The organism is Paenibacillus sp. SZ31, assembly GCF_012912005.1.
Lineage (GTDB): Bacteria > Bacillota > Bacilli > Paenibacillales > Paenibacillaceae > Paenibacillus.
Window position 1 is genome coordinate 99,133 of record NZ_JABBEA010000001.1, and the last position, 25,828, is coordinate 124,960.

Sequence of the window (25,828 nt, forward strand, 5' to 3'; positions counted from 1 at the left end):
AAGAATGGTATAAATCTCAAGAAACCGAAACCGCTTTTTTGGAAGGAAAAAGGGTTGTCCATTTCTTACAGACTCATGTCCATTTTAGTATTTGACGAAAGAAATTGTCAAGAGAATGCAGTATAGAGACTCTACTCTGCTAATCCCATAACAACGCTTCGTCATCTTCAGGGTCTCCAGCCTCATCTTCTTCAATTAAACAATTCACGACCCGGCGCACCATATCCATTGAAAAACCACGTCTCATTAGGAAGGGAAGCGTTTTATTTTTCTTCTCTTTGACGTCCCCTTTGACCTGATTCCACTTTTTGCGTCCGGCGCTCAGAGCAGTCTCAAATTCCGCATCTGTACTAATACCTTCTAGTGCCTCAACAATGAGATCATTGGCAATGCCCTTTTGACGCAGCTCTTGCCTTATCCACAGTTTTCCCTTCCGCTTGCCCTCCATACGCTGTCTTGTCCATTCCTTCGCAAATAGATCGTCATCCACCAGGTTCTCCTGCTCAAGCCGATCTAGCGTCTCTTCAATCAAAGGTGCAGCAAACTCCTTCTGACGAAGTTTCTGACTTAGCTCATGACGCGTACGCGGTTTATGCTCCAAAAAGCGCAGAGACTGTGCATACGTCCGCTGTCGCTCGTCAGCTAAAATGATTTCTTCAAGATCCTTTTTCATGAACGTATTGCCTTGCGTCATCCTGTATTTAATCATCACATCTTCAAGAACCGTAATGGAGTGGATGCCAAAAGTGATTCGATAACGAGCTTGCCTGCTCTTCGTTCGTTCTACACGTGTAATAATAAGTTCTTCGTTGTCCGGAAATTGGGATAGGCCATCCTGTTCTGCTTCTTCATATAAATCCTCGTCATGTTGATCCATTCAGGTCTCCCCTTTCATAACATTTTCATTTTGACTACACTAAGCGCATCTTCACAGAAGACAGCAAATGCTAATACAAAAGGCCGGGAACTCAGCCCGACCTTTATCTCTACACTTACCGCTGACAGTCAGCGTGCTAACAGCCCCTGTCCATTGGGACAGGGGCTGTTAGACAACGAGAGCACTCCCACCATAATCTCTTATCCAGATCGAGCCAAGCTCAATCAGACAAGTTTACGGAGTCCAGAGGGCAACACCCTCGGGTACCTCCCTGTAAGGGAGGAATCAGGAGGATTACTCGTTGATTTCAAACAATTCTTGTTCTTCTGCTGCTTCTTTTTGTTGCTCTTCACTAGTTGGCGCAGGGACTGCAGTAACCAAGTTACTGGCTACACGAATTTTTTGTTCAATGATGTCAGCAATATCTTTATGCTCTTTCATGAACTGCTTCGCGTTCTCACGGCCTTGTCCTAAACGCTCGCCTTCGTAGGAGTACCATGCACCACTTTTATTAACGATGTCCAGCTCTGTCCCAATGTCAATGATACTGCCTTCTCTCGAGATACCCTCGCCATACATGATATCCACTTCCGCTTGTTTAAACGGAGGTGCCACTTTGTTTTTAACAACTTTAATACGAGTACGGTTACCAATCATGTCATTGCCTGATTTGATACTCTCAATACGACGCACATCCAGACGTACTGTGGAATAAAACTTCAGAGCACGACCACCAGGTGTTGTTTCCGGGTTACCAAACATAACGCCGACTTTCTCACGAAGCTGGTTAATGAAGATTGCGATTGTTTTGGATTTGCTGATTGCACCAGACAGTTTACGCAGCGCCTGAGACATCAAACGCGCTTGCAAACCAACGTGTGAATCACCCATTTCGCCTTCAATCTCTGCTTTTGGAACCAATGCGGCTACAGAGTCAATAACGACGATATCTACTGCACCACTGCGTACAAGAGCTTCTGCAATTTCCAGCCCTTGCTCACCCGTATCTGGCTGAGACAGAAGCAATTCATCAATATTAACACCCAATTTGCTTGCGTATTGTGGGTCAAGAGCATGCTCGGCATCGATAAATGCAGCTTGTCCACCCGCTCTTTGTACTTCAGCGATAGCATGCAATGCTACGGTTGTTTTACCAGAGGATTCAGGTCCATATATTTCAACAATACGGCCTTTAGGCAAGCCGCCTGTTCCTAATGCAATATCCAAAGCCAAGGAACCACTGGGAATAATTTCCACGTTCATATGAGTGGACTCACCCAGTTTCATGATGGATCCTTTACCAAATTGCTTCTCTATTTGACGGAGCGCCATATCAAGCGCGGCACGACGGTCTGACAATAAGCTCACACCCTTTACTGTTTATAAGATAATGATACCTTGTTTTAACACGTTTGCCAAGCTTTTTTTCGAACATACATTCGTTTTTTTTTATAAAGGGCGAGGCGCCTCTTCCTCTAAGAAACTTTCCATTAAACAGAAAAAAGAACCGTAAACAAGGCTGTACAGCCTAATTCTACGGTTCTTCCGTCTTCCTTAATTATACTTGCTTGGAACTATAAATGCAATCCAAGTGGTTAACTAATCAATCCATTGCCACAAGTTTTTGCCATAAGCGATAGAGAATCGCTTTAGCTGAACGAATGCGAACCGTCTCGCGATTACCATTGATGCGCAGCTCATGAATTTCCGTTTCTTTTCCACGTTCAGCAAGAGCAATAAAGACAAGTCCAGGTGGCTTGCGTTCTGAATATCCCGGTCCAGCTACACCGGTAACGGCCAGGCCAAAGTCAGCATCGCCAATCATGCGGATCTGTTCGGCAAGCACTTTTGCAACCTCCGGACTTACTGCCCCAGGTGCATCTTCACCTTCCAGATAATCATGAGGCACATTCAGCAGCTTTTCTTTAATTTCATTGGAGTAACACACAATGCCACCTTTAAGCATCGACGCACTTCCGGGTACAGAAGTCAGACTTTGCATGACAAGCCCTCCTGTACAGCTCTCAGCAGCGCTAAGCGTCAGACCCATGTCAGACATCATAGTTACAATTGTGTACTCTATAGGCACATCCTCGTTCGCGTAGAGATGTTCTGTCAAACGCTCCCGAATCTGGACCTCCATCGCATCCAGCTTCAGCTTCGCCTCTCCCTCACTGGCGGCCTTGGTGGAGACACGTACTGTAACTTCACCTTCGCTCGCGTAAGGAGCAATCGTAGGGTCTGTCTGCGCGTCAATCAGATCCAGAAGTCGATCTTCCAGAGCAGATTCACCAATACCTGCGAATTTGAGCATTCGGGAATAGATCGGCATTTCTTCTGTGAGTACATGCTGGAACAGCCAAGGCTTGACTTCCTGTTCAAACATTGGAATCAGCTCTTTAGGTGGTCCAGGCATCACAACATAATATTTATCATTGTCAGAGATCGCATTTCCTGCCGCAAGACCTGTTTCATTGGCCAGAGGTGTCCCGCCATCAATAACGATCGCCTGACGTCGGTTATTCTCTGTCATATCGACATTACGATCTCTGAAAAAGCTCTCGATTTTGTCCATAGCCATTCGATCGATATGCAATTTCCGGTTAAGAACAGCTGCAAGCGCATCCTTGGTCAGATCATCTTGGGTAGGCCCAATGCCGCCGGAGAATAAAATAACGTCTGCGCGGCCCTGCGCAATGCGAATGGCTTCACTGAGCCGATTCAGGTTATCCCCAACCACCGTTTGGAAATATACATCGATCCCCATCGCAGCCAATTCACGGGATAGGTATCTGGCATTGGTATTGACGATTTGTCCAAGCAGTAGCTCTGTGCCAACTGCAATGATTTCTGCCTTCATTGAGCATCCTCCTTGTACACATGGTGAGTGATCAAAGGGCAATAGGATAAATTCCTATTGCCCCTGACCCAATGCTTCCTTCATGATTACCCATTTTATCAACAAATAATTATGCTTTTGTTAAATGAAGCAGGTTTTTGTTTTTGATAAAGTAATCGATACCCGACCAGATGGTAATAAGCGCTGCTGCCCATACCGCGATAATATCGACGTGAATACCCGTGTATGAAAACGGGAAATTGTTCAACAGCAACAGCACAATCGCCACAATCTGCACTACCGTTTTCAGCTTACCCCACGCACTGGCGGCAACAACCGAACCATCCAGCAATGCAATTTGACGCAAGCCGGTGACTGCAAACTCACGACTAATAATAACAACTGCAATCCAGGAATCCAGCTTGCCCATCTCCACAAGCGAGATCAATACTGCAGTAACTAACAGCTTGTCTGCGAGTGGATCGAGCAGTTTCCCCAGATTGGTAACCATGTTATTTTTCCGCGCAAGATATCCATCAATTCCATCTGTGCTTGCGGCGATGATAAAAATAACAGCAGCAATCAGTTGATTATACGGAAGCGAAAAGCTTCCAAGCTGAAGCGGCTCTGGATAAAATGGAAAATCCACGAGCAGGAACACCATCAAAAAAGGGATTAAGCAAATTCGTGCAAGCGTAATCCGGTTGGGTAAATTCACAAGACGCCCTCCCTCATATCCTCCATTACTCCAAACATTCATCATAATCCCGTTATCATCATCCGGAACATGAAATGTACAGTTTCAATGTCAATCCAAATGAACATGATCCCACTATGTAGAAACGCAAAAAATAAAGTCAACCGCTCAAAAGCAAAACCGCTTTAAACGTTCCGGTGACTTCCAAAAGATGTACTGCTTTTCACAAAGTCAGCAAACGATGAGGACTGGACTTGATGCATGACTGCCAGCAATGCACACTTAGTATAATATACGCCCAATAACGTGTCAAAAAAACACTTTCATTACGAAAAGGCCATATTACTTGAAATTTGTATATTGCAAATCCAGAGGCAGGTTAGCACCGTTTAGCAGCTGCATGACTGCTTGCAAATCATTTTTACTCTTACCAGTTACCCGCAGCTGGTCTCCCTGAATCTGACTCTTCACTTTCATCTTGGAGTCCCGAATCAGGATATTGATTTTCTTGGCGATGTCCTGATCAATGCCCTGTTTGAAATTCAAACGCTGACGGACTGTACCAGAAGACGCTGGCTCTACTTTGGCATAATCAATGTTTTTCAATGGTAGACCACGCTTCGCCATTTTGGATTGCAGCACATCAATGACAGCCTTGAGTTTGGTCTCATCATCAGATACGATCGTTAACGCATCCTTATCCAGTTTCAGACTGCTCTTGCTGCCCTTGAAGTCATAACGAGTGCCAATTTCCTTCTCGGTTTGTGTAACGGCATTTGTCAGTTCTTGCAAGTCCATTTTGGACACGATATCAAATGAATTTTCTGAACTCAAACCAGTCACCCTTTCAGTTAATCGTATGTTCTGTAACATTATAGAGGATACCTTAAGCAAAAGTCTAATTTCAAGACATGTTGTACAAAGAAAAAAGCATTTTTGACCTCCACATGAAGTGGCTGCCAAAAATGCTTGCTGGTCCAGCTTCCAACTAGTAGCGGCTGCGGTTGGGTTGTCTGAACATATCGAGCACACCCAGAATCACATGTGCAAGTCCAAAACCCAATATTCCGTAACCCCAAGCACTTGGAGTCAGGTAATAACCCAGGAGGCTGACAATGATCCCTAAACCGGTTACGATCCAGCTGACTGTCATAGCCATCCACCTCACTTCACCAAAAGTTAACTGCAAGTTAAGACAACGTTATTGTCTCCTGCGGTTGACCCGGTTATTCGCTACCAGTGTTACCTTCTGTACTGTCCGTTGATCCATTTTCAACGCCTGTGGATGAAGCAGTACTGCCACTGTCTTCACCAAGCTGCAGACGGATCCGATTGGTCGCTTTGCCATCCGTTACAACTTGCCCACCCACCTCAATCGTGGTCGCAGCAGCGTAACCGGACTTAATGTACATGCCTGCACTATCCAGCTCAAAGGTAAAGCTGTCGCCTTCGGCAGTATTACCATACTCCAGTTTCTCTCCGCTAGAGTTTTCACCTTTGTAAACTTCCAGCCAGCTATGGCCTGTTGCTTTAATCGTAACCGTTACGGGCTGGCCTGCACTTCCGTTAACTTTAAAGTTCGTAATATTTCCTGATTTCCCATCTTCTGCAACCGTTACAGTAGAAGATGAATTATCGACAGGTGGTTCTGGTTCTTCCTCAGTTCCATCTGTCTGTCCATCCGTTTGACCGTCTGTCTGTCCTTCTGTGTCCGTACCGCCACCGTTACCACCAGCGTCCCCTTCACCAGTACCTTCAGTGCCTGAATCCGTCGCAGGAGGGTTAGACGCCTGTCCGTTGTCGGCAGGTTGATCCGGTTTATCCTCAGGCTGTTCCTGACTGTCAGTAATTTTGACCGAATCCAGCCCCGGATTATCTGCAGGATCATCCTTGTTCAACACAACGTATGCATACAATAAAACGACAATCAGAATCGGGAAGGTCCACATCAGTGCGACAGACATCCATCGATTACTACGTTCAACCGGACGGCTGGAACGCTTCTGAATAACCGGTTCCATCGTTGCTTCCGCCTCTTCTGCCGGTACGTCTTTTTTATGTCCCTCCAGCAGCTCATCAGGGTTCAGTCCCACAGTCTCCGCATAGGTTTTAATGAATGCACGCACATAGAAGCTGCCCGGCAGCACTTTGTAGTCTCCTGCTTCTATGGCCTCCAGATACCTCTTGCGAATTTTTGTCATTTCCTGTACATCGTCAAGACTCATCCCTTTTTGCAGCCGGGCCTCTCTTAACTGCTGACCCAGTTCAGACATGCCATCTCCTCCTTATGTTTATCTCTTGAGTTGTTACTAATCTATTCCATGATTCCGTACGGTTCCTTACAATTCGTCGGTGTAGCTAGCCGTAAACGTATCATAAATAATTTCTTCATTCGGAATGTTACGCAATTCAATAATAATATCAAAATCATTAAAATCATATTCGGATTCCTGTACAAAAATATCCGGATGTTCAATAACTTTGGTGCTAGGCATGGACATAATATCCTGCAACAGGTTGTAATGCCGCTCACTGGAACGAATCGTACTTACAATTCCGTCAATGATGAAGACATTGTTCGGGTTCAATTCGTCTTCGGACATTTGACTCCTTATCGTCTGACGAAGAAGTGTGGAGGAAACAAACGTCCATCTCTTCATTGCACATACGCTGCCCGCAATAATAGACTCCGTTTTGCCAACACGAGGCATTCCGCGCAAACCGATGACCTGATTACCTTCCCTCTTAAATACTTCACCCAAAAAGTCCACAAGTAACCCAAGTTCATCTCGTGTAAAACGAAATGTCTTGCGATCATCTGAGTCACGGTCAATGTATCTGCCATGACGCACGGCCAAAATATCCACCAATTTAGGTTGACGCAAAGCCGATACGGTGATGCTGTTTACTTTGCCAAGCATTTCACCAAGCAAACGGATTTTTTCATCATCATCCGATTCAAGCAGCATGCCTCGAGTTTTGCCTTCAACACCGTTAATGGTCAATATATTCACTTCAAGCATCCCCAGCATAGAGGCAATATCGCCTAACAAACCGGGTCTGTTCTTATGTATTTTATATTCCATGTACCATTGTTTAGATTCCATTTCAACACCCCGTAATGCATTATTCCACATTATTCGACAGCAACAGAACGTGTCCACTGGACAACAATCTGAGACATCTTCTAAAAATGGGTCACGTTAATGATATATAAAATGAAAATGAATTACAAGAACAGCTCTGTAATCCGTTTGTAATCATTAGAGAAAAGCCCCCTTGCGGGAGCTCTTCATCTGAAATCTTATGCGTTTTGTTTGGCCAATTTGACCATCAGGCACGCAATCGTACGACGCTCATCTGCATCGCCGACATCCCATAATTCTTTCAATGCCCGGTTGGAATGGTTCGCCGGATCGACTTTCTCATCGAGGAAGTCACCGATTTCATACGCAAGTTTGTTGATGGTATCTTCACTCATCCCCATCTTCTCCGCTTGCAGTACGCGGTCACCCAGGAACTTCTTCCATGTGTCAAAACTGGAGAGCACTGTTTTTTCTGTTGACATGATAAATCCTCCTTAGCTGTCGCATGAGATTTAAAATCAACAGTTGTAATATGTGCTTTCGAGACATTTTATATACGAGCATTTTGAAAATAATTGAGAGACGGTTTCTTCTAAGCAATCTTCACCTGTTTCGTCCACAACCAGTCAAGTTTTCTTGCTGTTTTACGTTAACCATCCACCATTTGGACTGATGATCTGGCCATTGATATAACCCGATTCAGGGAGGGCCAGAAAATAAACCAGTGATGAGATTTCATCAGGTTGTGCAAGTCTTCCCGCCGGGATTTCCTCTTCCAGCATCTTCAGTTCACTTTGATCCAGATGGTTCAACATGGATGTCTGAACTGCGCCAGGAGCCACAGCATTCACCGTTACTCCAGAAGGTGCCAGTTCTTTAGCAAGGGCCTTGGTGAATGCATTTACCCCGCCCTTTGTTGTGGAATACAACACCTCACAAGAGGCACCAGACAGGCCCCAGATCGACGACACATTAATGATTCGGCCATACCTTTGGGAGATCATGTGAGGCATCATTTCCTGTGTACACATAAACGTACCTTTCAGGTTAATCGCCATCACTTCGTCCCAGATCTCCTCTGTAACATCAGACAACATTCCATAGTGCGAGATTCCTGCGTTGTTTACAAGGATATCTGGCATGAGATTGTGTGACTCCAGCTTCTCACGCATACGTTCAATCTGTTCCCGGCTGCGAAGATCCGCAGACACGGTCATGATCTTGCCACTGCCCTGTTCCATGCATCGTCGGGCCGCTTCATTTGCTGCTTCATGCGATTTCATATAGTGTATTACAACATTCATCCCGACTCTGGCGAAACGTTCTGCGATAGCCGCTCCGATGCCACCGCTTGCTCCAGTAACCAGTACAGTCATTTCCCCGATTGCCTTCAATTGTCCTGTTCCCCTCTCCATATCAAGGACTCACGACTAGCGATACAGCCAGTTGATCCCAACGAATATGCTCTCTCAGTCTGAGATTCACATCTTCCAGTGTAATCGATTCATAGAGCGGAAGCATATTGAAGAAATCACCGCCACGGAATTGCTGACGTGTAAATTCATGTGCAATGTTCTCCGGAGAATTGAGCATACGCAAATATCCGCCTATTTTCTTTTTACGTGAACGTTCGAAATCCGTAGAATCAAACCCTTTTTGCACAATAGCATCCACTTCTTCACGTACGCGCGCGAGCAGTTGATCCGGGTCTTTCGTATCACCACCAATGGCTGAAAACGCGTATTGCGGCGAACTGTTATACTCATGTCCAAAGCTGTCCGAGATCAGGTCTTCATCGTAGAGCTTTTGAAATAGCCGCGTGCTTGAGCCGAACAGAAGATCCATCATCAACTGCGTTGTCGTATCTCGCCGTAACAGTTTTTCTCCAGTGAGTCCAACGTCCGTCTCTTTAAATCCAAATAAACATTTGGGCAGGGAAACCGCCAGTTTCGCTTCCCTTCTAGCTTCTCCTACGTGCTCAGGCTCCTGTTCAAAGAAGCGTTGAATACTCCCCTGTGGCTTATAATCCTTCTGTTCCTGGTTCGAACGAACCATATCAATGACTTGCTGTGGGTCTACACCACCCACCACGAACAAGAGCATATTGCTCGGGTGATAAAAGGAGTTATAGCAGGAATACAGCGTTTCCTTCGTGATCGTACTGATGGATTCCACCGTTCCTGCGATATCAATATGCACAGGATGTTTCTGATACATGGCTTCGATCAGTCCAAAATAAACACGCCAATCCGGATTATCAGCATACATGTTAATTTCCTGTCCAATAATGCCTTTTTCCTTTTCCACATTTTGATCCGTGAAGTAAGGATTTTGCACAAAGTCGACTAATGTTTGTATATTTTCATTCACATATTCGGTCGCCGAAAACAAATAAACCGTCTGATCAAAGCTCGTAAAGGCGTTAGCTGAGGCACCATGAGACGCAAACGTCGCAAAAATATCGCCCGTTGGTTCTTCGAACATTTTATGCTCCAGAAAATGCGCAATCCCATCCGGGACCTTCACTTCTTCCTGCCCTTCAACCTGAAAATGATTATCCACCGATCCATACTTGGTTGCAAACGTTGCATACGTTTTCTGGAATCCCGGTTTAGGCAAAATATAGACATGCAGTCCGTTATCCATCACTTCGTAATATAGTGTCTCCTGCAAATGTTCATACCGAATGCTCTCCACCGATTATTCCTCCTTCTCGTCCCGCAAGAAATAAATCGTATCCAGACGGAATTGTTCTGCCGCCTCACGAACATCTTCCTTGCTAATGTGTTCTACCTGAGCCAACAGTTCTTCAGCCGTTCTCTCTTTGCCAGATAACTGCCGATTGAAGTCATAAGCGATCATTTCAAAGGCAGAATCCTGCATTTCCTTAAGCAGGTTACGAATCATCGCTTTGGTTTGGGACATTTCCAGATCACTGATGGTTCCACTTTTCATTTCTTCCAGCTGTTGTTTGATGATGGTGACAGCCTTCTCATAGTTGGGGATTTCAATCCCGGATTGAATCGTCGCAATGCCCTTATGTCCGTCATAGCGCGAAGACGCGTAATACGCCAGGCTTTCTTTTTCACGCACATTCACAAACAGCTTGGAATGCGGATACCCGCCGAGAATCCCGTTGTACATTAGTGCTGCTGCATACTGAGGATCTCCATAGGTGATCGATGTGCGAAGTCCCATATTAAGTTTTCCCTGACCCACATTCAGTCGCTCAACTACAGTCTCTACTTCCTTGTCTCCTCGAACCGCTGCCTGTGTCTGGTAATCAGAAGAAGATGTTCGATCCACATTGAAATGACGCTGAACGAGGTTCTCAACCTCCTCCAGTGTCGTATCACCCACCACATACAGATCCATACTCGCCTGCTGTAACCACTCTTGATAAGATGCAGTCAGTGTGTCAGGCTCAATCCCAGGCAGATCCTTGCGCTCTCCCAGTGGGTGAAGACGATACGGCTCGTTCTTGCACATTTCCTCAATACTGCGTTCAGCGGCATAGCGCATTTTATCATTCACGATCGACTCCAGCTTTTTCCGAACCGTCTCTCGCTCTGCTTGTACATAAGACGTCCTGAAATGTCCATTTTCCTGTGCAGGTCGGGTAAGAACCTCTCCAAGGAAGGCAAATGAACGATCCAGCAGCTGCTCATCCCCTCCAACGAAGGAATCATTAATGGTATCCATACGGAACTGTACAATCTGGTAATCCCCGCGTTTATACACGTCAAAACCAAAACCGGCTCCATACAGATGTTCCAGTTGTTCACGAAATTGCGTTGTTTCCGGATAGGACTCCGTGCCGCGCCGCAGAACAAATGGTGTCAGCGCTACTTTGGTTACCGTATCTTCCCGCAAAGGAACTCCTGCATATAGCGATATAGCGAACGTTTTGAAACGTTTGGTCGGAAGCACATGTATACGAAACTCTCTCTTGCTGCCTCGTTCGAATCCTGATGTATTCAAATGTCAAAACCCCTTTACGGCGTCATTTATCGTGTACTTATGTTCAAGCTTAAACGTAACAACCATTTTAACCCAATCAAAAGGCAAGAAGCAACCGAAGTCACGCCTTCTGGTTGCTTCCAACATCATCACATACAAAAAATATGCTGACCGATTGTTTTCACCTGTGGACGGGTCCAAATCCATTTGGATGTTGCTGTCTTCGGATTAAAATAATAGAGGCATCCGCCCGACGGGTCCCAGCCATTCAATGCTTGTTCAACTGCTTTTTTGGCTTGTGCGTTCGGTTCCAGGTATATCTGTCCGTCCGCTACAGCCGTAAATGCACCTGGCTGAAAGATTACGCCAGAGGGCGTACTTGGAAAACTTGGTGAATTTACGCGATTCAGAATTACTGCTGCTACTGCAACTTGACCTTCAAACGGTTCCCCCCGGGCCTCACCATAGACTGCGTTAGCCATAATTTTGAGTTCATTCTCCGAGAGACCAAGTGCATTAGCAGACCCCATATTATCCTGCTCTTTGTCTGCTGTGTTGTTGCTGCTGCCCCCACCCCCACCTGAGGATTCCTTATGAAGTGGCGGTTCTGTTGGAGACCATTTGGTTGAAGCATTGTACAGCTTGAGCTTGGTTTCCGATCCAACCACACCGTCTGCCTTCATGCCAAACTCGGATTGAAACCATTTAACGGATTTCAGCGTGCTGCTGCCAAAATTACTGTCGATTTTACCATTGTAAAACCCCAGGTACTTCAGACGCCCCTGAAGCTCATATACATCCTGACCGTAACTTCCATATTTCACTGTACTGCTGCTAAACGTAGGCAAGGCCTTTTCTTCTACCTGTGGTGTATGTTCGGTTGAACTTTCAGTTGCTGTATTCCCAGGAAGCAAATAACGAATTCCCAATGCGGATATCAGCAAAATAGCAGTGAAAAGCCATAGATTCATTTTTCGCATCGACTGTGCTCTACCTTTCTCTTGTGGGATTAACAGAATCGCTAAGGTTATTATGACAAGCCTGCTTGCTTCCTATGCACCAAAACATCCGATCTTTGGAGTAGATGGCAAAACTTCAGTCCGATGGGTAAGCAAAAAGCCCTCAACCAATAAGGTTGAGGGCTTAAACGAATCGTTGTAACCATGTTACATGTTACACTACGAGCTTATTTTATTCTGCTGATACTGTTCAAGTGAAACCAGTACTTCCCTTGGTTTGCTACCCTCGTAAGGACCAATAACGCCCCGGGTTTCCATGGAGTCAATCAAACGTGCGGCACGGGTGTATCCTACTCGCATTCGACGTTGTAGCAGAGAAACAGACGCTTGCTTGGCCTCCAGAATAATCTGTACTGCCTTTTCGTATAACTCATCCTGTACTTCATCTTCAGCCTGGATAGAGTCGTCCACCTCAGGTACAAGGGACTCATCATACTGCGCTTCACCTTGACCACGTACGTAGTTTACAATATTCTCGACTTCTTCATCGCTCATAAATGCACCTTGTACACGAACCGGTTTTGATGCGCCCATTGGCATGAACAACATGTCTCCACGGCCCAACAGTTTCTCAGCCCCACCCATATCCAGAATCGTTCGGGAATCGACTTGGGAGGATACGCCGAAGGCAATCCGGGAAGGAATGTTAGCCTTGATTACCCCGGTAATAACGTCAACGGAAGGACGTTGTGTGGCAATAATCAAGTGGATGCCGGCTGCACGAGCCATCTGGGCAAGCCGCGCAATCGCATCTTCCACATCTCCGGCTGCAACCATCATGAGATCTGCAAGCTCGTCCACAATAACAACGATATACGGTAGAACAGCCGCAGGATTATCTTTCATCAGATTGTTGTAGCCTTCAACGTTCCGCGTACCGGATTTGGAGAATAGTTCATATCTTTTCTCCATCTCAACCACGATCTTTTTGAGCGCAAGTGATGCTCGTTTGGGATCTGTTACTACCGGTGCCATCAGATGAGGAATTCCGTTATATACGTTCAACTCAACCATCTTGGGATCGACCATCAAGAACTTCACTTCATCCGGCTTCGCTTTGTACAATATGCTGGTAATAATTCCGTTGATACATACCGACTTACCGGAACCTGTAGCACCTGCGACCAGCAAATGGGGCATACGAGCCAAGTTACCAATGATCGTCTGTCCGGAGATATCTCGGCCAAATGCAATGGTCACTTTGGATTCTGCATCCTGGAACGTTGCTGTCTCCATTACTTCACGCATCGTTACAACCGACACCTCGCCATTAGGTACCTCGATACCTATAGCGGACTTCCCGGGAATCGGCGCTTCCATCCGGATATCTTTTGCCGCCAGAGCCAACGCGATATCATCCGTTAGACTGACAATCCTGCTGACTTTGACACCAATATCAGGCTGAATTTCATACCTTGTAACGGCAGGGCCCCGGACCACTTCAAGCACTTTGGCACGAACACCGAAACTCTCCAGTGTAGCTTCCAGCTTGCGTGCTGTCTGCATATAATCCTTCTGGTCACCCGCCTTGCCCCCATTGTTTGGCTTGGCAAGGAGACGGAATGATGGCAGCTTGTACGGCTTAGGAGGTGGTGGTGGTGGTTTCACCGGTTGTGTGTCCTGCCCTTCAGGAGTTAAAGTATCTGTTCCCTGCATTACATCATTAGGTACTTCTTCTCCACTCTGAATCTCATCCACAGCATTCATCCCGTTTGTACACGCATCGGATGCAGACCACTCCGTCTCTACCAGTTCATCCGTTATTTTAATGGCATGCTCGCCCTGTTGTACTACGTTTGGATCGGCCAGATTATCCGGGAAAGGATACGCATCGTCCAGATCATCTTCAATGCTTGCCTCTTCTGTTCTGACGTGCTCGAAAAAGTCTCGAATGATCGGCGCTGAGTTAGGTTTAGCCTGAACGGGAACATGTGATGAAGCGGATTTATTCGCTACGTCTTCGGTTGCATCCTGCCAAGCATCTGGACGGTGATCTTGTTCGGCGCGGTATACAATCTGTTCTGTTTCTGCCGAATCCGCCTGATCGATTTCACGTCCTGATTTCGCCTGTTCCCGGTCAGCTCCCCATTTTCCAAACAATTGGAAGAATATTGGTGCTTTTCGTTTAGGCAGATGCTGTTCCTCTAATTCATCCTCATACTCGTCTTCATCATCTTCAACAGGGACAGGTACCACTTTACGGGTATTCCCTTTCTTCCTGGCATCAGGAGCTGAAGCAGAACGTGCAGAGGACCTCGACTCCAATTTTTTGTACATTGAACTCCCGGCATCCCAGACCTTCGTTCGAAATATTCGAATCAGATCCACATAAGAAAGATTCGTAATCAGCATAAAGCTGATGACAAACATTACGATCATAATTAGTCTTGCCCCAAGGCTACCGAACAGCCACAGGAACAGGGCAAATTGCCCAGCCCCGAGATAACCACCGCTGATATCCTTGTTAAGCATGGAGTCCCTCTCACCTGGCGCAGCAGGGGTTAGCAACTCGGTTTGCATATCATTATGTACCTGTGTAATCACAGCACCAGGCTCAAGCGCACCCACCGGAATGAGCTTCTGGTGCATTGCAGAGACGGTACTCATCAGGGTTAAAGCAAAGACCAGCAAAACAAGTCCTGTCTTGCGCGTGGTCCAGCCACTCGGCCATTTCCGGTGAATCATCACCATGAGACCATAATAAATACCAACAAGTGGAATCGCAAAATAAAACTTACCAAGCATCAGTCCGAACATCTTGGAAAGCGAACGTCCAACGGTGGCTTCACCCGATAATGCAATAACAGCAAGGGTAATCAGCACAATTCCGTAAATTTCATATTTTAAAACGCCACTAAAACCAGCGCCCTTTTTTTTCCTCTTTTTTCTTCTGGCCAAAATCAGGTCACCCCCAGAAGAATATTATACCATACAAATATAGTCCGTACATATGTTCTTTTTCTGCTCAATTTGTCTGAATTCGTCGCGTTATGCTGATCCCAAGTTACCTGAAAGCGGAATGGTCGAACCCGGCATATTGGCAGGATTGAGATAGGCTTCAAGCGGACAATCCAGTAAACGCACAATAACGGCTTCATTGTCATTCACAGGCCTCACTTGCATTAACAAACCATTCATCTTGATCTCCCTCGTATCTTCGCCCTCTTTCCACATTCCCGACCAGAGTTGTTCAGGAGGCATCACGGTGTATAGTGTCATTGTGTATAACCTCCCGCCTGCAGGGTTTGTCTCTTGTCTCCTATGAGCTGATTTAACTGAGCAATAGCCTGTCCAATTCCACCCACTGCATCCATCAATCCATGTTTCACTGCATCTGCACTTCCTACAGCTGTACCAATATCCCGATTCAACTCGCCTGTCTTAAACATCAATTCTTTGAACATCTCTTCAGAGATATTCGAATGAGAAGTCACGAATCGAACAACCCGTTCCTGCATTTTCTCCATATACTCAAACGTCTGAGGTACACCAATGACAAGGCCGTTCATACGGATGGGATGGATCGTCATCGTTGCACTTCCGGCAATCAAGGAATACGTTGAAGCTACCGCAATCGGTACTCCAATGCTATGCCCTCCACCAATGACCACAGTCACCGTAGGTTTGCTCAGGGAAGCAATCATCTCTGCAATGGCCAGACCCGCTTCTACATCTCCACCTACCGTGTTCAAAATGATCAGAATACCTTCAATACGCTGATTCTGTTCTGCAGCCACTAGCTGTGGAATGATATGCTCATACTTTGTTGTTTTATTTTGTGGTGGCAAAATTAAATGCCCTTCCACCTGTCCGATGATCGTCATACAGAAGATGTTCGATTCGCCTGCTGGCGACTGTGTCTGCCCAAATTGCTGAATAGTCTCCGTCACGGGAGAGATATCCTTGTCCTCTTGTATCGGGATCTCCGGTGCTTCAACCTCCGGCTGATTAGATCTTGATGCCTGCTTGCCATTCATACGTTCATTCATTTCATTAATCCCCTTCTCCAGAAACATTTAATGTATTTCCTTAGTATGGGGATTTTTCCAAGCGCCTTATACCCATTACATCAAATTGCTTCACATTGTGGCGATCTCCCTGAAAAACGCAAAAAAAGCCCCTTCTCTACGAGGAACCGTCCAATATTACTCGTAGAGAAGGGGCGACTGTGTGCCTGAATATATGTTTTTGTTTAGCCTATTTTAAACTTCCATAATGATTGGCAAAATCATCGGTCTACGACGAGTTTGCTCATACAGGAAGCGTCCCAGTGCATCTTTAACATTCGTTTTGAGTGAAGCCCACTCGTTAACGTTCTCACTCATCAACTTCTGCAATGTGCTGCTAACGATCCGGTTGGCCTCATCCAGTAGTCCTTCCGATTCGCGTACATACACAAATCCGCGAGAGATGATGTCAGGACCGGAAACAATTTTTCCATCCTGTTTGCTCAGTGTTACCACGACAACGAGGATACCATCTTGTGACAGCAATTTACGGTCACGAAGTACAATGTTACCCACATCGCCTACACCCAAGCCGTCGATCAACACATTACCTGCAGTAACTTTTCCTGCTCTACGCGCTGCTCCACCTTGAATTTCAATCACTTCACCGATATCCGTGATGAAAATGTTCTCAGGTTCTACACCTACAGATTCAGCAAGAACCGCGTGGCGACGCTGCATACGGAATTCACCGTGAATCGGCAAGAAGAATTTCGGCTTCATCAGGTTGAGCATCAGTTTGAGCTCTTCCTGGCTACCGTGACCAGATACGTGAACGCCACTGTTAGCACCGCTGTAATGCACGTTAGCGCCCAGACGGAACAGTTCATCAATCGTACGGCCTACATATTTCTCATTACCCGGAACCGGTGTTGCTGCGATAATGACAGTGTCTCCTGGCAGGATGTCCACTTTACGGTGCGTGGAACGAGCCATACGTGTCAGTGCTGACATTGGTTCGCCTTGGCTTCCTGTGCAGAGAATCACGACACGATCAGCAGCCATCTTGCCTACTTCTTCGGGTTCAATGATCATGCCGTCTGGAATCTCAAGGTAACCCAGTTCCGAAGCAATACCGACAACATTGACCATGCTGCGTCCGATAACTGCAACTTTACGTCCAGTTACTTCCGCTGCGTTGATTACCTGTTGGATACGGTGTACGTTGGAAGCAAATGTAGCTACAACAACGCGTTGACTTGCTTTACGGAAGATATCTTCCAGAACGATACCCACATTTTTCTCCGATGGTGTGAATCCAGGTTTCTCAGCATTCGTACTGTCGGACAACAGCGCAAGTACGCCATTCGTTCCGATCTGTGCCATACGCTGAAGATCTGCATATTGACCATTGACTGGAGTGTGGTCAAATTTGAAGTCACCTGTGTGAACAACTGCACCTTCCGGTGTTTCGACACATACACCAACGGAATCCGGAATACTATGGTTAGTAGCGAAGAACGATGCTTTCAATGCAGTTCCAAGTTGAATCTCGGAATCCGCATCAATCAGAATACGTTTTGTTTCACCCAGCAAGTTCGCTTCTTTCAGCTTGTTTTCTACAAGTCCAAGCGTAAGTCTTGTTCCGTATACAGGAACATTCAGATGTTTGAGAACATATGGCAGACCACCAATGTGATCCTCATGTCCGTGAGTAAGGATAATTCCTCTTACTTTGTCACGGTTCTCAGTCAGGTAAGAAATGTCAGGGATGACAATATCAATACCAAGCATATCTTCTTCAGGGAATTTAAGACCAGCATCTACGACTACAATGTCGTTAGCGTATTGGATGACGTACATATTTTTACCAATCTCGCCTACGCCGCCCAATGCAAAAATCATCAGTTTATCGTTATTATTTTTCTTAGACAAATGAATCTAAACCTCCTATGGTAGTTGGACGTCGTACCTTATTATTTATTGTAAGTTAAGAAAAGTAGTCCATACATTACATACCCACCTATCGGGATGAATGTAAAAGAACACCTTTATTCACGATATCTGGAAGAAGTTCTTCGAAGTTATTCCCTTTTACCAACAAGTTGGATTTGAAATTCCCTCTTAGCCGTTCCTTCCTTTTTCACCGCAAAGCTACACCACGAAACGATGTCGCTTTCAATTTCAAAAAAATACCGCACCCAGTCACTTGACATCATTATACATGATTAAAAACAAAAAAAACAAGTCACTCTCTCGTTAACCTGTAGGTTTCCCCTTAGCAATGAAAAAGAAACCTCACATTACTCGTCAAAAAAAGAACCGCAACCTCAAATAAGAGGAGCGGTTCTTTTGCTGATCTGATGGAAATTCTCATGATTAATAAAATAGTTCCATATGCAACCTAAATGATTACAAATTAAGCAGACCTTTGATATAGACCTGCTCCTCTTCCGTTGGCGGAATAAGGGGCAAGCGTACAGATCCAACGTTCAAACCACGCAATGTCAGCGCATATTTCACCGCTACCGGGTTTGGTAGAGGTTGTGGACACTCAAACAGACCTTTAAACACCGGGAACAGCTGCTGATGAATCTGAGCAGCTTGAACAGGCGCACCGCCATAGAAGGCATCGATCATTTTCTTCATTTCTGCCCCTACGACATGACTCGCTACGCTGACGATCCCATGGGCACCAACTGCAATCGCTGGCAAGCCTGAAGCATCATCACCGGAATACACTCTAAAGTGCTCCGGAGCACTTGCTGCAATCAGCGTAACCTGCTCCATAGACGCACATTCCTTCGTGGCTACGATGTTAGGAATCTGGGCCAGACGAAGTGTTGTAGCGGCCGACAGACTGGTTACTGTACGCCCAGGCACGTTGTAGAGCATAACAGGCAGCTTGGTTGAGCCCGCAATGGCTTCAAAATGTTTGAAGAGACCTTCTTGACTCGGTTTGTTGTAATACGGAACAACCAGCAATATGCCATCCACTCCGGCACGTTCAGCTTCCTGTGTCAAATGGATGGAATGTGCCGTGTTGTTGCTTCCCGTACCGGCTATAATTTTGCACCGACCGGCCGCATGTTTCACTGCAAATTCGAATAATTGAACTTTCTCAGTATCACTAAGTGTTGGAGACTCCCCTGTTGTTCCGGAAACCACGAGCGTCTCCGACTTTTGATCTACAATCAAATAGTCGATTAGACGTGCCGTTTCCTCCCAATGAATCTCTCCTTGTTCATTGAACGGAGTGACCATTGCTGTAATCAATCTTCCAAAGTCCAATTCGATTCCTCCTTCAAAACAGGTTTGGCTCCTCGAACTTCAGTTGCTTACAAATGAAGTTCGAATGAGGCGTGAAGTGCCCTCAGGGCCTGAACCATATCTTCTTTTTTTACGAGTACCCAGATCGTTGTATTCGAATCTGCCGATTGCAGGATCTGAATGTCTGCCAGTGTCAAGGACTCGACGATGCGAGCCATAATTCCAGGTACACCATTAATGCCTCCGCCAATGACGGAAACTTTGGCACAACCGGACAGGCTTTGTGGCTTGAGACCTATCTCCTGTAATACATGTATGGCTTTCTCGGAATCACTGTCAAAAACTGTATAGACAACTCCCGAGGGGGTAACATTAATAAAATCAACGCTGATTGAATTCTCGGCCATGGTTTTGAATACTTTTAGTTGCAATCGATCTGCACCACCAGGTACATCCACCGTAATTTGCGTTACATTGCTCACATAGGCGATACCTGTTACATAACGGTCAACAATGCCTGTCTGCACATCCTGAAATCCTTCCGGATGCGTAACCAGCGTTCCTTCCGTGTCTGCAAAAGTAGATCTTACCCGTACAGGTATCTGGGATTGCATCGCAATCTCGACCGCACGTGGATGGATTACCTTGGCCCCGTGGTGGGCCATGTTACAGATCTCTGCATAACTCACAACAGTCAGTGGACGCGCATCCTCAACAATCCGTGGATCGGCCGTGAGAATCCCGTTCACATCTGTGTAGATATCCACCATTTCGGCACGTAATGCTGCACCGAGAGCTGTTGCAGACGTATCACTTCCCCCACGACCCAGTGTCGTGAAGTCTCCGTTCTCCGTCTGACCTTGGAATCCGGTTACAATAACGACCCGGCCAAGCTGAAGCTGCTCCAACACACGAACAGGACGGACATCCAATATCCGGGCATTCCCGAAATTGTCGTCCGTCACAAAACCTGCTTGTGCACCGGTCAGCACTGTAGTTGGAATGCCTTCATGTTCGAGCAAACTGCTCAAAGTCGTCGCAGATATGATTTCACCACAGCACAGCAGTAAATCCTTTTCGCGTGCGGATAGTGCGTTTCCGTTCTGTGCAGCCCAGTCCAGCAACGTATCAGTCGCATATGGCTCGCCGCGGCGCCCCATCGCAGACACCACGATGACCAGACTCAATCCTGCCTCAAGTTCACGTTTAACGTGACGGAGCACATGCTCTCTCGCCTGAACAGTGGAGAGAGACGTGCCTCCGAATTTCTGTACCATGATACGCATCTTTATTCCTCCATTTGTGTACGCAAGAAGACTGGACACGGGTCAAATCAACAAATGGATCACTCTAGGGAGCGTTCTGATGCGATAATTTCAGCAATTTATACGGCATTCCATGCCGCTCCTTGTTTTTTTTGAAATTGTCTTGGACAATCGCAAATCAAAGGTCGCGGTTGTTATCGAGATCATGACGCATACATTCACAATAGACCTCTCCCGCTTGCTTAACCTTTACTGTCGGCAAGCAGGAATGCCCTTATAGACAGGAACGTGGACACAAGCAGCTGTTCAAGCCAGCATATCGTCCCCCATGATTTTCTTTGTCTCTCAAACCCCTTATTCATTTCTCCAAGCGCATAAACGTTGTCACCCTGTCATTGTTCCATCAAGCCTGTGAAGAACGCTCCACAATCATCGGCTGAAGCTGTTTGCCCTCAAGCGCACTCCAGCAAGCCTCTGGAATCAATTCCATTTTGGCGACTAACGAGTTTGGTTTTTTCACTGGATCGTCCTGCCCAAATGGCACAAAATACAAATATTTGGCCACGAGCAATTTGGCGATATTCGCAGCATTTAAGCCCAGACCGTCATTCGTGGAAATGGCGAGCACGAGCGGACGCTGATTGCGCATCTGCGCTTTGGCTGCCATCAGCACTGGACTGTCGGTCATCGCATTAGCCAGCTTGCTTGTGGTATTCCCTGTGCATGGAGCAATAACCAGCACATCAAGCAGCTTGGAAGGCCCTAATGGCTCCGCTTCAACAATTGTAGAAATGATATCATTACCTGTTATATCTTTCAACTGTTTTTGCCAATTTTGCGCCGTACCGAAGCGTGTATCCGTCGTCAGCACCGAATTGGAAATAATCGGAATGACGTTGGCGCCTTCAGCCACGAAGCGGCTAATTACCGGCATAACCTCTTCAAACGTACAATGAGAACCCGTAATTGCATAACCTACCGTTTTTCCCTGCCAGTTCATGATTTAACCTCCCGTGCGTTCTGTTCTTCCAAAAGCAAACGGATCAACGCGTCGGCAATAATGCCGCCAGCCGTTTTTGGAGCAACAATGCCGGGGAGGCCAGGCGCAAGTAGCGCTTTGATACCGCGTTTGTCGGCATACCTGAAATCACAGCCGCCAGGAGCGGATGCGAGGTCGATAATGACAGCCTTTTGCGGCATTCTGGACAGGATTTGTGCTGTGATTATCATAGTCGGTATCGTATTAAAAAGCAAGTCAACTTCCCCGGTTTGAGCGGCCAAATCCGTTGTCATGAAAGGCTTCCAGCCCATTATAGTCGCGCGAGCAACATCCTCTTCCCGCCTGATCCCTACCCGTACATTTGCCCCAAGTCCCTGCAGTGTTTTGGCCATTGTGAACCCTGTTCGACCGATGCCAAGCACGATGCATTCCGAACCATGGATTGTGAAGTCCGTCTCCCGAATAGCTATGGCGATGGCTCCCTCAGCTGTTGGAATAGAGTTGTAAAGTGCAATATCATCACGATCAAGTACTTCAACAAGTCTCAGCCCGTTATCTAGACAAAGTTCACGCAGAAACGGCTTCGCCATACCTGTGAACACAATGCAATGCTCCGGCAATGCTGCAACATGTTCCTTTTTCAAATAGATCGGCGTGTCACTGAACGAAGTGCTTACTTTTCCCTGATCATCGCAACCGACGACAGGCAGTACCAGTACATCTGCCGAAGCAAACACTTCGTCCTCCAGTTCCTGGTGTTCGATACCCGGAATGGAACGCTCCATTTTATCGAAACCCACTACACTTACCGTTGCATCCAGCTCAGCGCACTTTTGAATGACTTCAAGCTGCCGCGCATCTCCGCCCAGGACTACAATCCGGACTCCGGTCAGCATCGGGACGTCACTCCTTTCACCACATGTATGCCTTATCGTATGCAGGGGCCCACAGCGGGGTGAAAACAATAATTTCACTACACTGTCCGTTTCTCGAATGCAAAAAAGAGCCGCCCCCGTTAGGGACGACTCTAAAGAATGGATATATTTACGCTGATTATTTCCCGGTATGACCGAATCCGCCTTCGCCACGTACCGTTTCCGAAAGTTCATTCACTTCCGTCAATTCAACCGCAGGCACGGTTTGAAAGACGATCTGTGCGATGCGCTCTCCCCGTACAATCGTGAACGGTTCTTGACCGAGATTAATCAACAGCACTTTAACTTCTCCGCGATAATCCGCATCGATAGTACCCGGCGTGTTGAGACAGGTAATTCCATGTTTGAAAGCCAGTCCGCTCCGAGGACGGATCTGAGCTTCCAATCCAGCTGGCATTGCCATCGCAAGTCCAGTTGGAATCAGCGTACGCTGACCCGGTTGCAGGACAACGTCTTCCTGAAGTGCAGCTACTACATCAAAGCCGGATGCCAGCTCCGACATTTTTTGTGGCAACTTAATATCTTCATTGCCCGGCAGTTTCTGTATTTGAACGTAATGCAACAAAATCATCCCTTCTCAATCCAGCAATCGTCTTATCTGAAGCGCCAACCATAGCAAGTGCAAACGGCTCGGCAAACATCAGATCAAGTACCGCGTTAATATCGTCCATCGTCACTTGCTCAATCTTGGTGATCATCTCATCCAGCGTATGATGTCTTCCAAGCATCAGCTCGTTTTTACCCAGACGATTCATACGACTGCCTGTGCTTTCCAAGCTAAGAATCAGGCTACCCTTCAGCTGTTCTTTTCCTTTACGAAGTTCATCTTCGGACAAGCCATTTACAGCCAGGTCGCGCAGAACCTCTTTGGTCAGGTCAAGCACTTCTTTTGTCTGTTTCGGTGCTGTACCCGCGTATATCGTGAAAAGTCCACTGTCCGCATGAGAGCTATGATAGGAATACACGGAGTACGCAAGACCCCGTTTCTCACGAATTTCCTGGAACAGTCTGGAGCTCATGCCTCCACCAATGGCGTTATTCAGAACAACCATAGCGAATTGAAGCGGATCTCCGATTTTACAGCCTGGGAACGAGATACAGATATGATTCTGTTCCGTTTTCTTTTTATGGAAGAGCTGTCCGCTTTGGAATGCCGGCATCGTAACTGCTTCCGTTACTCCATTTACATCAAAAGCACCAAAATGCTTCTCCATCAGATCGATTACACTGTCATCAATATTACCTGCGATACTAATGACCGTGTTCTCAATTGTGTAATGCTCCTTCATATATGCACGCAGATGGCTTGAATCCATCGCTTTGAGGCGTTCTTCCGTACCCAGAATAGGGTATGCGAGTGGATGCTCACCATATGCGGCCAAGGCCATCAGATCATGAACCATATCATCTGGCGTATCTTCATACATCGAGATTTCTTCCAGAATGACGTTTTTCTCCTTGATCAATTCACCATCATCCATTTTGGAGCGGAAAAACATATCGGACAATACATCCACCGCAATCGGCAAATGTTCATCCAACACTTTAGCATAATAACATGTGTATTCTTTGGAAGTGAACGCATTCACGTTACCACCGATCGCATCAAACTGCTCCGCAATTGCCTTCGCATCATAACGATCCGTTCCTTTGAACAACATGTGCTCAATAAAATGTGATACTCCGTTACTCGCAGGTTGCTCATTGCGCGAACCTGTCTTGACCCATATTCCGAAAGACACAGAACGGCAGGTCGGTATCTGTTCCATGACAACTCTGAGGCCATTGCCCAGCTGAATTTTTTTCATGGTTGGCCCTCCTACATCTCTATAATTGCCTTGATCTCAACCTTGAAATTGAAATCGACATTTGGTTCCAACTTTTTGATATTAACAAAAAAACAACGTTCACTCAACCGCAGATGCAATTACACGTTCCGAAGACAACGTCTCACTTACGGTTCCGAGCACCAAACCTTTGGCCCGTATAGAATGAATCATACCCTTTAAAGCACCGGAAGAAGCAGCGGTAGGGTGCATTAAAACTAATGTACCGGCCTCAGTATTTTTCGCAATTTTAGCGACAACGGCATCTGAGCTTGGTTTACGCCAATCCACCGTATCCACTGTCCATAACACGGTTTGCAGCCCCATGGATGAAGCAATGTCTACGGTCTTTTGATTAAAATCACCGGAAGGCGGGGCAAACCAACGATTATCCACACCGAGTGTTTTATGGAGCAGATCCTGGGTTTTGCTAATTTCCAGCTTGGCCCTCTCTGCGCTCAATCGACTCATGTTAGGGTGAGAATACGCATGATTGGACAACTCATGCCCACGCTTCTGAATTTCTTTGGCCAGTTCAAGGTTTTTGCTTAACCAGCTTCCATCCAGAAAAAAAGTGGCCTTCACTTTCTCGGCATCGAGCGTATCCAGCATCGGTATAATAAATTCATTCCCCCAGGCAACATTAATCATAAAAGAAACCATCGGTTTGCTCGCATTCCCACGATAGATCGGATGTGCCCCCAGATCCTTAAGCTGAATCTCCGGCTGAATCTGACGATAGACGTATGCTATCTTGGTATTCAATGTTCCACTCAGTGCCTTACGGTATGTCGCTTCCACATCAATCTCCATGCCATTATATCCAGGAATGGCTTTCCATACCCGATCCACCCTGGCATTCACTGGAGCAATTTTCGTTTCAGCCGCTTTATCCCGAATCGCTGATAACAGCGCATCTTCTCCAGTTGCTTCCTTGAACATGTCAAAAGCATTCTGCGTACCTGGCCCATCACGGATCTCCGTAATGTATGTACGTACACTGCCAACTTGTCCGATCAATATGACCGCAGTCACACCCGCCAGAACAGCCGCCAGTTTTTTGGATTGGTTTCCCACAGCTCCATCCTCCCGCCGTCTTTGTCCCCA

The 25,828-nt window shown here is 46.4% G+C and carries 24 protein-coding genes; all 24 read right to left on the bottom strand.

The window, feature by feature from the left end; translation table 11 throughout:
• Window positions 1–139: 139 nt before the first annotated feature.
• Window positions 140–877, bottom strand: coding sequence for a regulatory protein RecX (locus tag HF638_RS00540; RefSeq protein WP_169478448.1), 738 nt, complete (start codon window positions 875–877; stop codon window positions 140–142).
• Between the two features lie 294 nt (window positions 878–1,171).
• Window positions 1,172–2,236, bottom strand: coding sequence for a recombinase RecA (gene recA / locus HF638_RS00545; protein WP_036609261.1), 1,065 nt, complete (start codon window positions 2,234–2,236; stop codon window positions 1,172–1,174).
• 244 nt (window positions 2,237–2,480) lie between these two features.
• Entirely contained in the window at window positions 2,481–3,737 is a 1,257-nt protein-coding gene (locus HF638_RS00550) for a competence/damage-inducible protein A (protein WP_062833850.1), read from the bottom strand.
• A gap of 109 nt (window positions 3,738–3,846) precedes the next feature.
• The gene (gene pgsA, locus HF638_RS00555; protein ID WP_062833849.1) at window positions 3,847–4,434 is read right to left on the bottom strand and encodes a CDP-diacylglycerol--glycerol-3-phosphate 3-phosphatidyltransferase; all 588 of its coding nucleotides are present in this window, start codon (window positions 4,432–4,434) and stop codon (window positions 3,847–3,849) included.
• Window positions 4,435–4,755: 321 nt separating this feature from the next.
• On the bottom strand, window positions 4,756–5,247 hold the full coding sequence (locus HF638_RS00560; RefSeq protein ID WP_017689115.1) for a YajQ family cyclic di-GMP-binding protein: 492 nt from the start codon (window positions 5,245–5,247) through the stop codon (window positions 4,756–4,758).
• Window positions 5,248–5,401: 154 nt separating this feature from the next.
• Window positions 5,402–5,566 (bottom strand): hypothetical protein, encoded by a 165-nt coding sequence (locus HF638_RS00565; RefSeq protein WP_164848671.1) that lies wholly within the window; start codon window positions 5,564–5,566, stop codon window positions 5,402–5,404.
• Window positions 5,567–5,639: 73 nt separating this feature from the next.
• Window positions 5,640–6,686: a helix-turn-helix domain-containing protein gene (locus tag HF638_RS00570; RefSeq protein WP_169478449.1), complete on the bottom strand. Its 1,047-nt coding sequence runs from the start codon at window positions 6,684–6,686 to the stop codon at window positions 5,640–5,642.
• Window positions 6,687–6,752: 66 nt separating this feature from the next.
• Window positions 6,753–7,520, bottom strand: coding sequence for a DUF3388 domain-containing protein (locus tag HF638_RS00575; protein ID WP_036609270.1), 768 nt, complete (start codon window positions 7,518–7,520; stop codon window positions 6,753–6,755).
• A 197-nt stretch (window positions 7,521–7,717) separates the two neighbouring features.
• Window positions 7,718–7,981, bottom strand: a complete 264-nt coding sequence (locus HF638_RS00580; protein WP_062833846.1) for a DUF3243 domain-containing protein — start codon at window positions 7,979–7,981, stop codon at window positions 7,718–7,720.
• A gap of 162 nt (window positions 7,982–8,143) precedes the next feature.
• Entirely contained in the window at window positions 8,144–8,914 is a 771-nt protein-coding gene (gene ymfI / locus HF638_RS00585; protein ID WP_026081137.1) for an elongation factor P 5-aminopentanone reductase, read from the bottom strand.
• A gap of 1 nt (window position 8,915) precedes the next feature.
• Window positions 8,916–10,196, bottom strand: a complete 1,281-nt coding sequence (yfmH, locus tag HF638_RS00590; RefSeq protein ID WP_169478450.1) for an EF-P 5-aminopentanol modification-associated protein YfmH — start codon at window positions 10,194–10,196, stop codon at window positions 8,916–8,918.
• Window positions 10,197–10,199: 3 nt separating this feature from the next.
• Window positions 10,200–11,480, bottom strand: a complete 1,281-nt coding sequence (gene yfmF, locus HF638_RS00595) for an EF-P 5-aminopentanol modification-associated protein YfmF (RefSeq protein WP_169478451.1) — start codon at window positions 11,478–11,480, stop codon at window positions 10,200–10,202.
• 128 nt (window positions 11,481–11,608) lie between these two features.
• Window positions 11,609–12,439: a spore cortex-lytic enzyme gene (gene sleB / locus HF638_RS00600; RefSeq protein ID WP_169478452.1), complete on the bottom strand. Its 831-nt coding sequence runs from the start codon at window positions 12,437–12,439 to the stop codon at window positions 11,609–11,611.
• A 198-nt stretch (window positions 12,440–12,637) separates the two neighbouring features.
• A complete protein-coding gene (locus HF638_RS00605; RefSeq protein ID WP_169478453.1) occupies window positions 12,638–15,376 on the bottom strand; it encodes an FtsK/SpoIIIE family DNA translocase in 2,739 nt (912 codons plus the stop codon).
• 90 nt (window positions 15,377–15,466) lie between these two features.
• Window positions 15,467–15,697: a YlzJ-like family protein gene (locus HF638_RS00610; protein ID WP_036609282.1), complete on the bottom strand. Its 231-nt coding sequence runs from the start codon at window positions 15,695–15,697 to the stop codon at window positions 15,467–15,469.
• The gene (locus HF638_RS00615) at window positions 15,694–16,467 is read right to left on the bottom strand and encodes a ClpP family protease (protein WP_248277990.1); all 774 of its coding nucleotides are present in this window, start codon (window positions 16,465–16,467) and stop codon (window positions 15,694–15,696) included. Before HF638_RS00615 ends, HF638_RS00610 begins: the two co-directional genes overlap by 4 nt.
• A gap of 213 nt (window positions 16,468–16,680) precedes the next feature.
• Window positions 16,681–18,360 carry a ribonuclease J gene (locus tag HF638_RS00620; RefSeq protein WP_062833839.1) on the bottom strand — a complete coding sequence of 560 codons (1,680 nt, stop codon included), beginning with the start codon at window positions 18,358–18,360 and terminating at the stop codon, window positions 16,681–16,683.
• 477 nt (window positions 18,361–18,837) lie between these two features.
• Window positions 18,838–19,716 carry a 4-hydroxy-tetrahydrodipicolinate synthase gene (gene dapA, locus HF638_RS00625; RefSeq protein ID WP_169478454.1) on the bottom strand — a complete coding sequence of 293 codons (879 nt, stop codon included), beginning with the start codon at window positions 19,714–19,716 and terminating at the stop codon, window positions 18,838–18,840.
• A 47-nt stretch (window positions 19,717–19,763) separates the two neighbouring features.
• Window positions 19,764–20,981, bottom strand: a complete 1,218-nt coding sequence (gene dapG / locus HF638_RS00630) for an aspartate kinase (RefSeq protein WP_062833837.1) — start codon at window positions 20,979–20,981, stop codon at window positions 19,764–19,766.
• Window positions 20,982–21,363: 382 nt separating this feature from the next.
• Window positions 21,364–21,960 (bottom strand): dipicolinate synthase subunit B, encoded by a 597-nt coding sequence (locus HF638_RS00635; RefSeq protein WP_062833836.1) that lies wholly within the window; start codon window positions 21,958–21,960, stop codon window positions 21,364–21,366.
• Window positions 21,957–22,856 (bottom strand): dipicolinate synthase subunit DpsA, encoded by a 900-nt coding sequence (dpsA, locus tag HF638_RS00640; protein WP_062833835.1) that lies wholly within the window; start codon window positions 22,854–22,856, stop codon window positions 21,957–21,959. Before dpsA ends, HF638_RS00635 begins: the two co-directional genes overlap by 4 nt.
• 157 nt (window positions 22,857–23,013) lie before the next feature.
• Window positions 23,014–23,460, bottom strand: coding sequence for a dUTP diphosphatase (dut, locus tag HF638_RS00645; protein WP_017689132.1), 447 nt, complete (start codon window positions 23,458–23,460; stop codon window positions 23,014–23,016).
• The gene (locus HF638_RS00650; RefSeq protein WP_062833834.1) at window positions 23,420–24,703 is read right to left on the bottom strand and encodes a M16 family metallopeptidase; all 1,284 of its coding nucleotides are present in this window, start codon (window positions 24,701–24,703) and stop codon (window positions 23,420–23,422) included. The genes dut and HF638_RS00650 overlap by 41 nt, the downstream gene beginning before the upstream one ends.
• Window positions 24,704–24,802: 99 nt before the next feature.
• On the bottom strand, window positions 24,803–25,798 hold the full coding sequence (locus HF638_RS00655) for a polysaccharide deacetylase family protein (RefSeq protein ID WP_169478455.1): 996 nt from the start codon (window positions 25,796–25,798) through the stop codon (window positions 24,803–24,805).
• Window positions 25,799–25,828: the final 30 nt, after the last annotated feature.

Excerpts from the sequence above, each read along its gene's own strand:
- HF638_RS00540 (WP_169478448.1), bottom strand. The coding sequence starts at position 877 with ATGGATCAACATGACGAGGATTTATATGAAGAAGCAGAACAGGATGGC.
- HF638_RS00550 (WP_062833850.1), bottom strand. The coding sequence starts at position 3,737 with ATGAAGGCAGAAATCATTGCAGTTGGCACAGAGCTACTGCTTGGACAA.
- HF638_RS00565 (WP_164848671.1), bottom strand. The coding sequence starts at position 5,566 with ATGACAGTCAGCTGGATCGTAACCGGTTTAGGGATCATTGTCAGCCTC.
- HF638_RS00570 (WP_169478449.1), bottom strand. The coding sequence starts at position 6,686 with ATGTCTGAACTGGGTCAGCAGTTAAGAGAGGCCCGGCTGCAAAAAGGG.
- HF638_RS00575 (WP_036609270.1), bottom strand. The coding sequence starts at position 7,520 with ATGGAATCTAAACAATGGTACATGGAATATAAAATACATAAGAACAGA.
- HF638_RS00580 (WP_062833846.1), bottom strand. The coding sequence starts at position 7,981 with ATGTCAACAGAAAAAACAGTGCTCTCCAGTTTTGACACATGGAAGAAG.
- ymfI (WP_026081137.1), bottom strand. The coding sequence starts at position 8,914 with ATGGAGAGGGGAACAGGACAATTGAAGGCAATCGGGGAAATGACTGTA.
- sleB (WP_169478452.1), bottom strand. The coding sequence starts at position 12,439 with ATGCGAAAAATGAATCTATGGCTTTTCACTGCTATTTTGCTGATATCC.
- HF638_RS00610 (WP_036609282.1), bottom strand. The coding sequence starts at position 15,697 with ATGACACTATACACCGTGATGCCTCCTGAACAACTCTGGTCGGGAATG.
- HF638_RS00615 (WP_248277990.1), bottom strand. The coding sequence starts at position 16,467 with ATGAATGAACGTATGAATGGCAAGCAGGCATCAAGATCTAATCAGCCG.
- dapG (WP_062833837.1), bottom strand. The coding sequence starts at position 20,981 with ATGCGTATCATGGTACAGAAATTCGGAGGCACGTCTCTCTCCACTGTT.
- HF638_RS00635 (WP_062833836.1), bottom strand. The coding sequence starts at position 21,960 with ATGAACTGGCAGGGAAAAACGGTAGGTTATGCAATTACGGGTTCTCAT.
- dpsA (WP_062833835.1), bottom strand. The coding sequence starts at position 22,856 with ATGCTGACCGGAGTCCGGATTGTAGTCCTGGGCGGAGATGCGCGGCAG.
- HF638_RS00650 (WP_062833834.1), bottom strand. The coding sequence starts at position 24,703 with ATGAAAAAAATTCAGCTGGGCAATGGCCTCAGAGTTGTCATGGAACAG.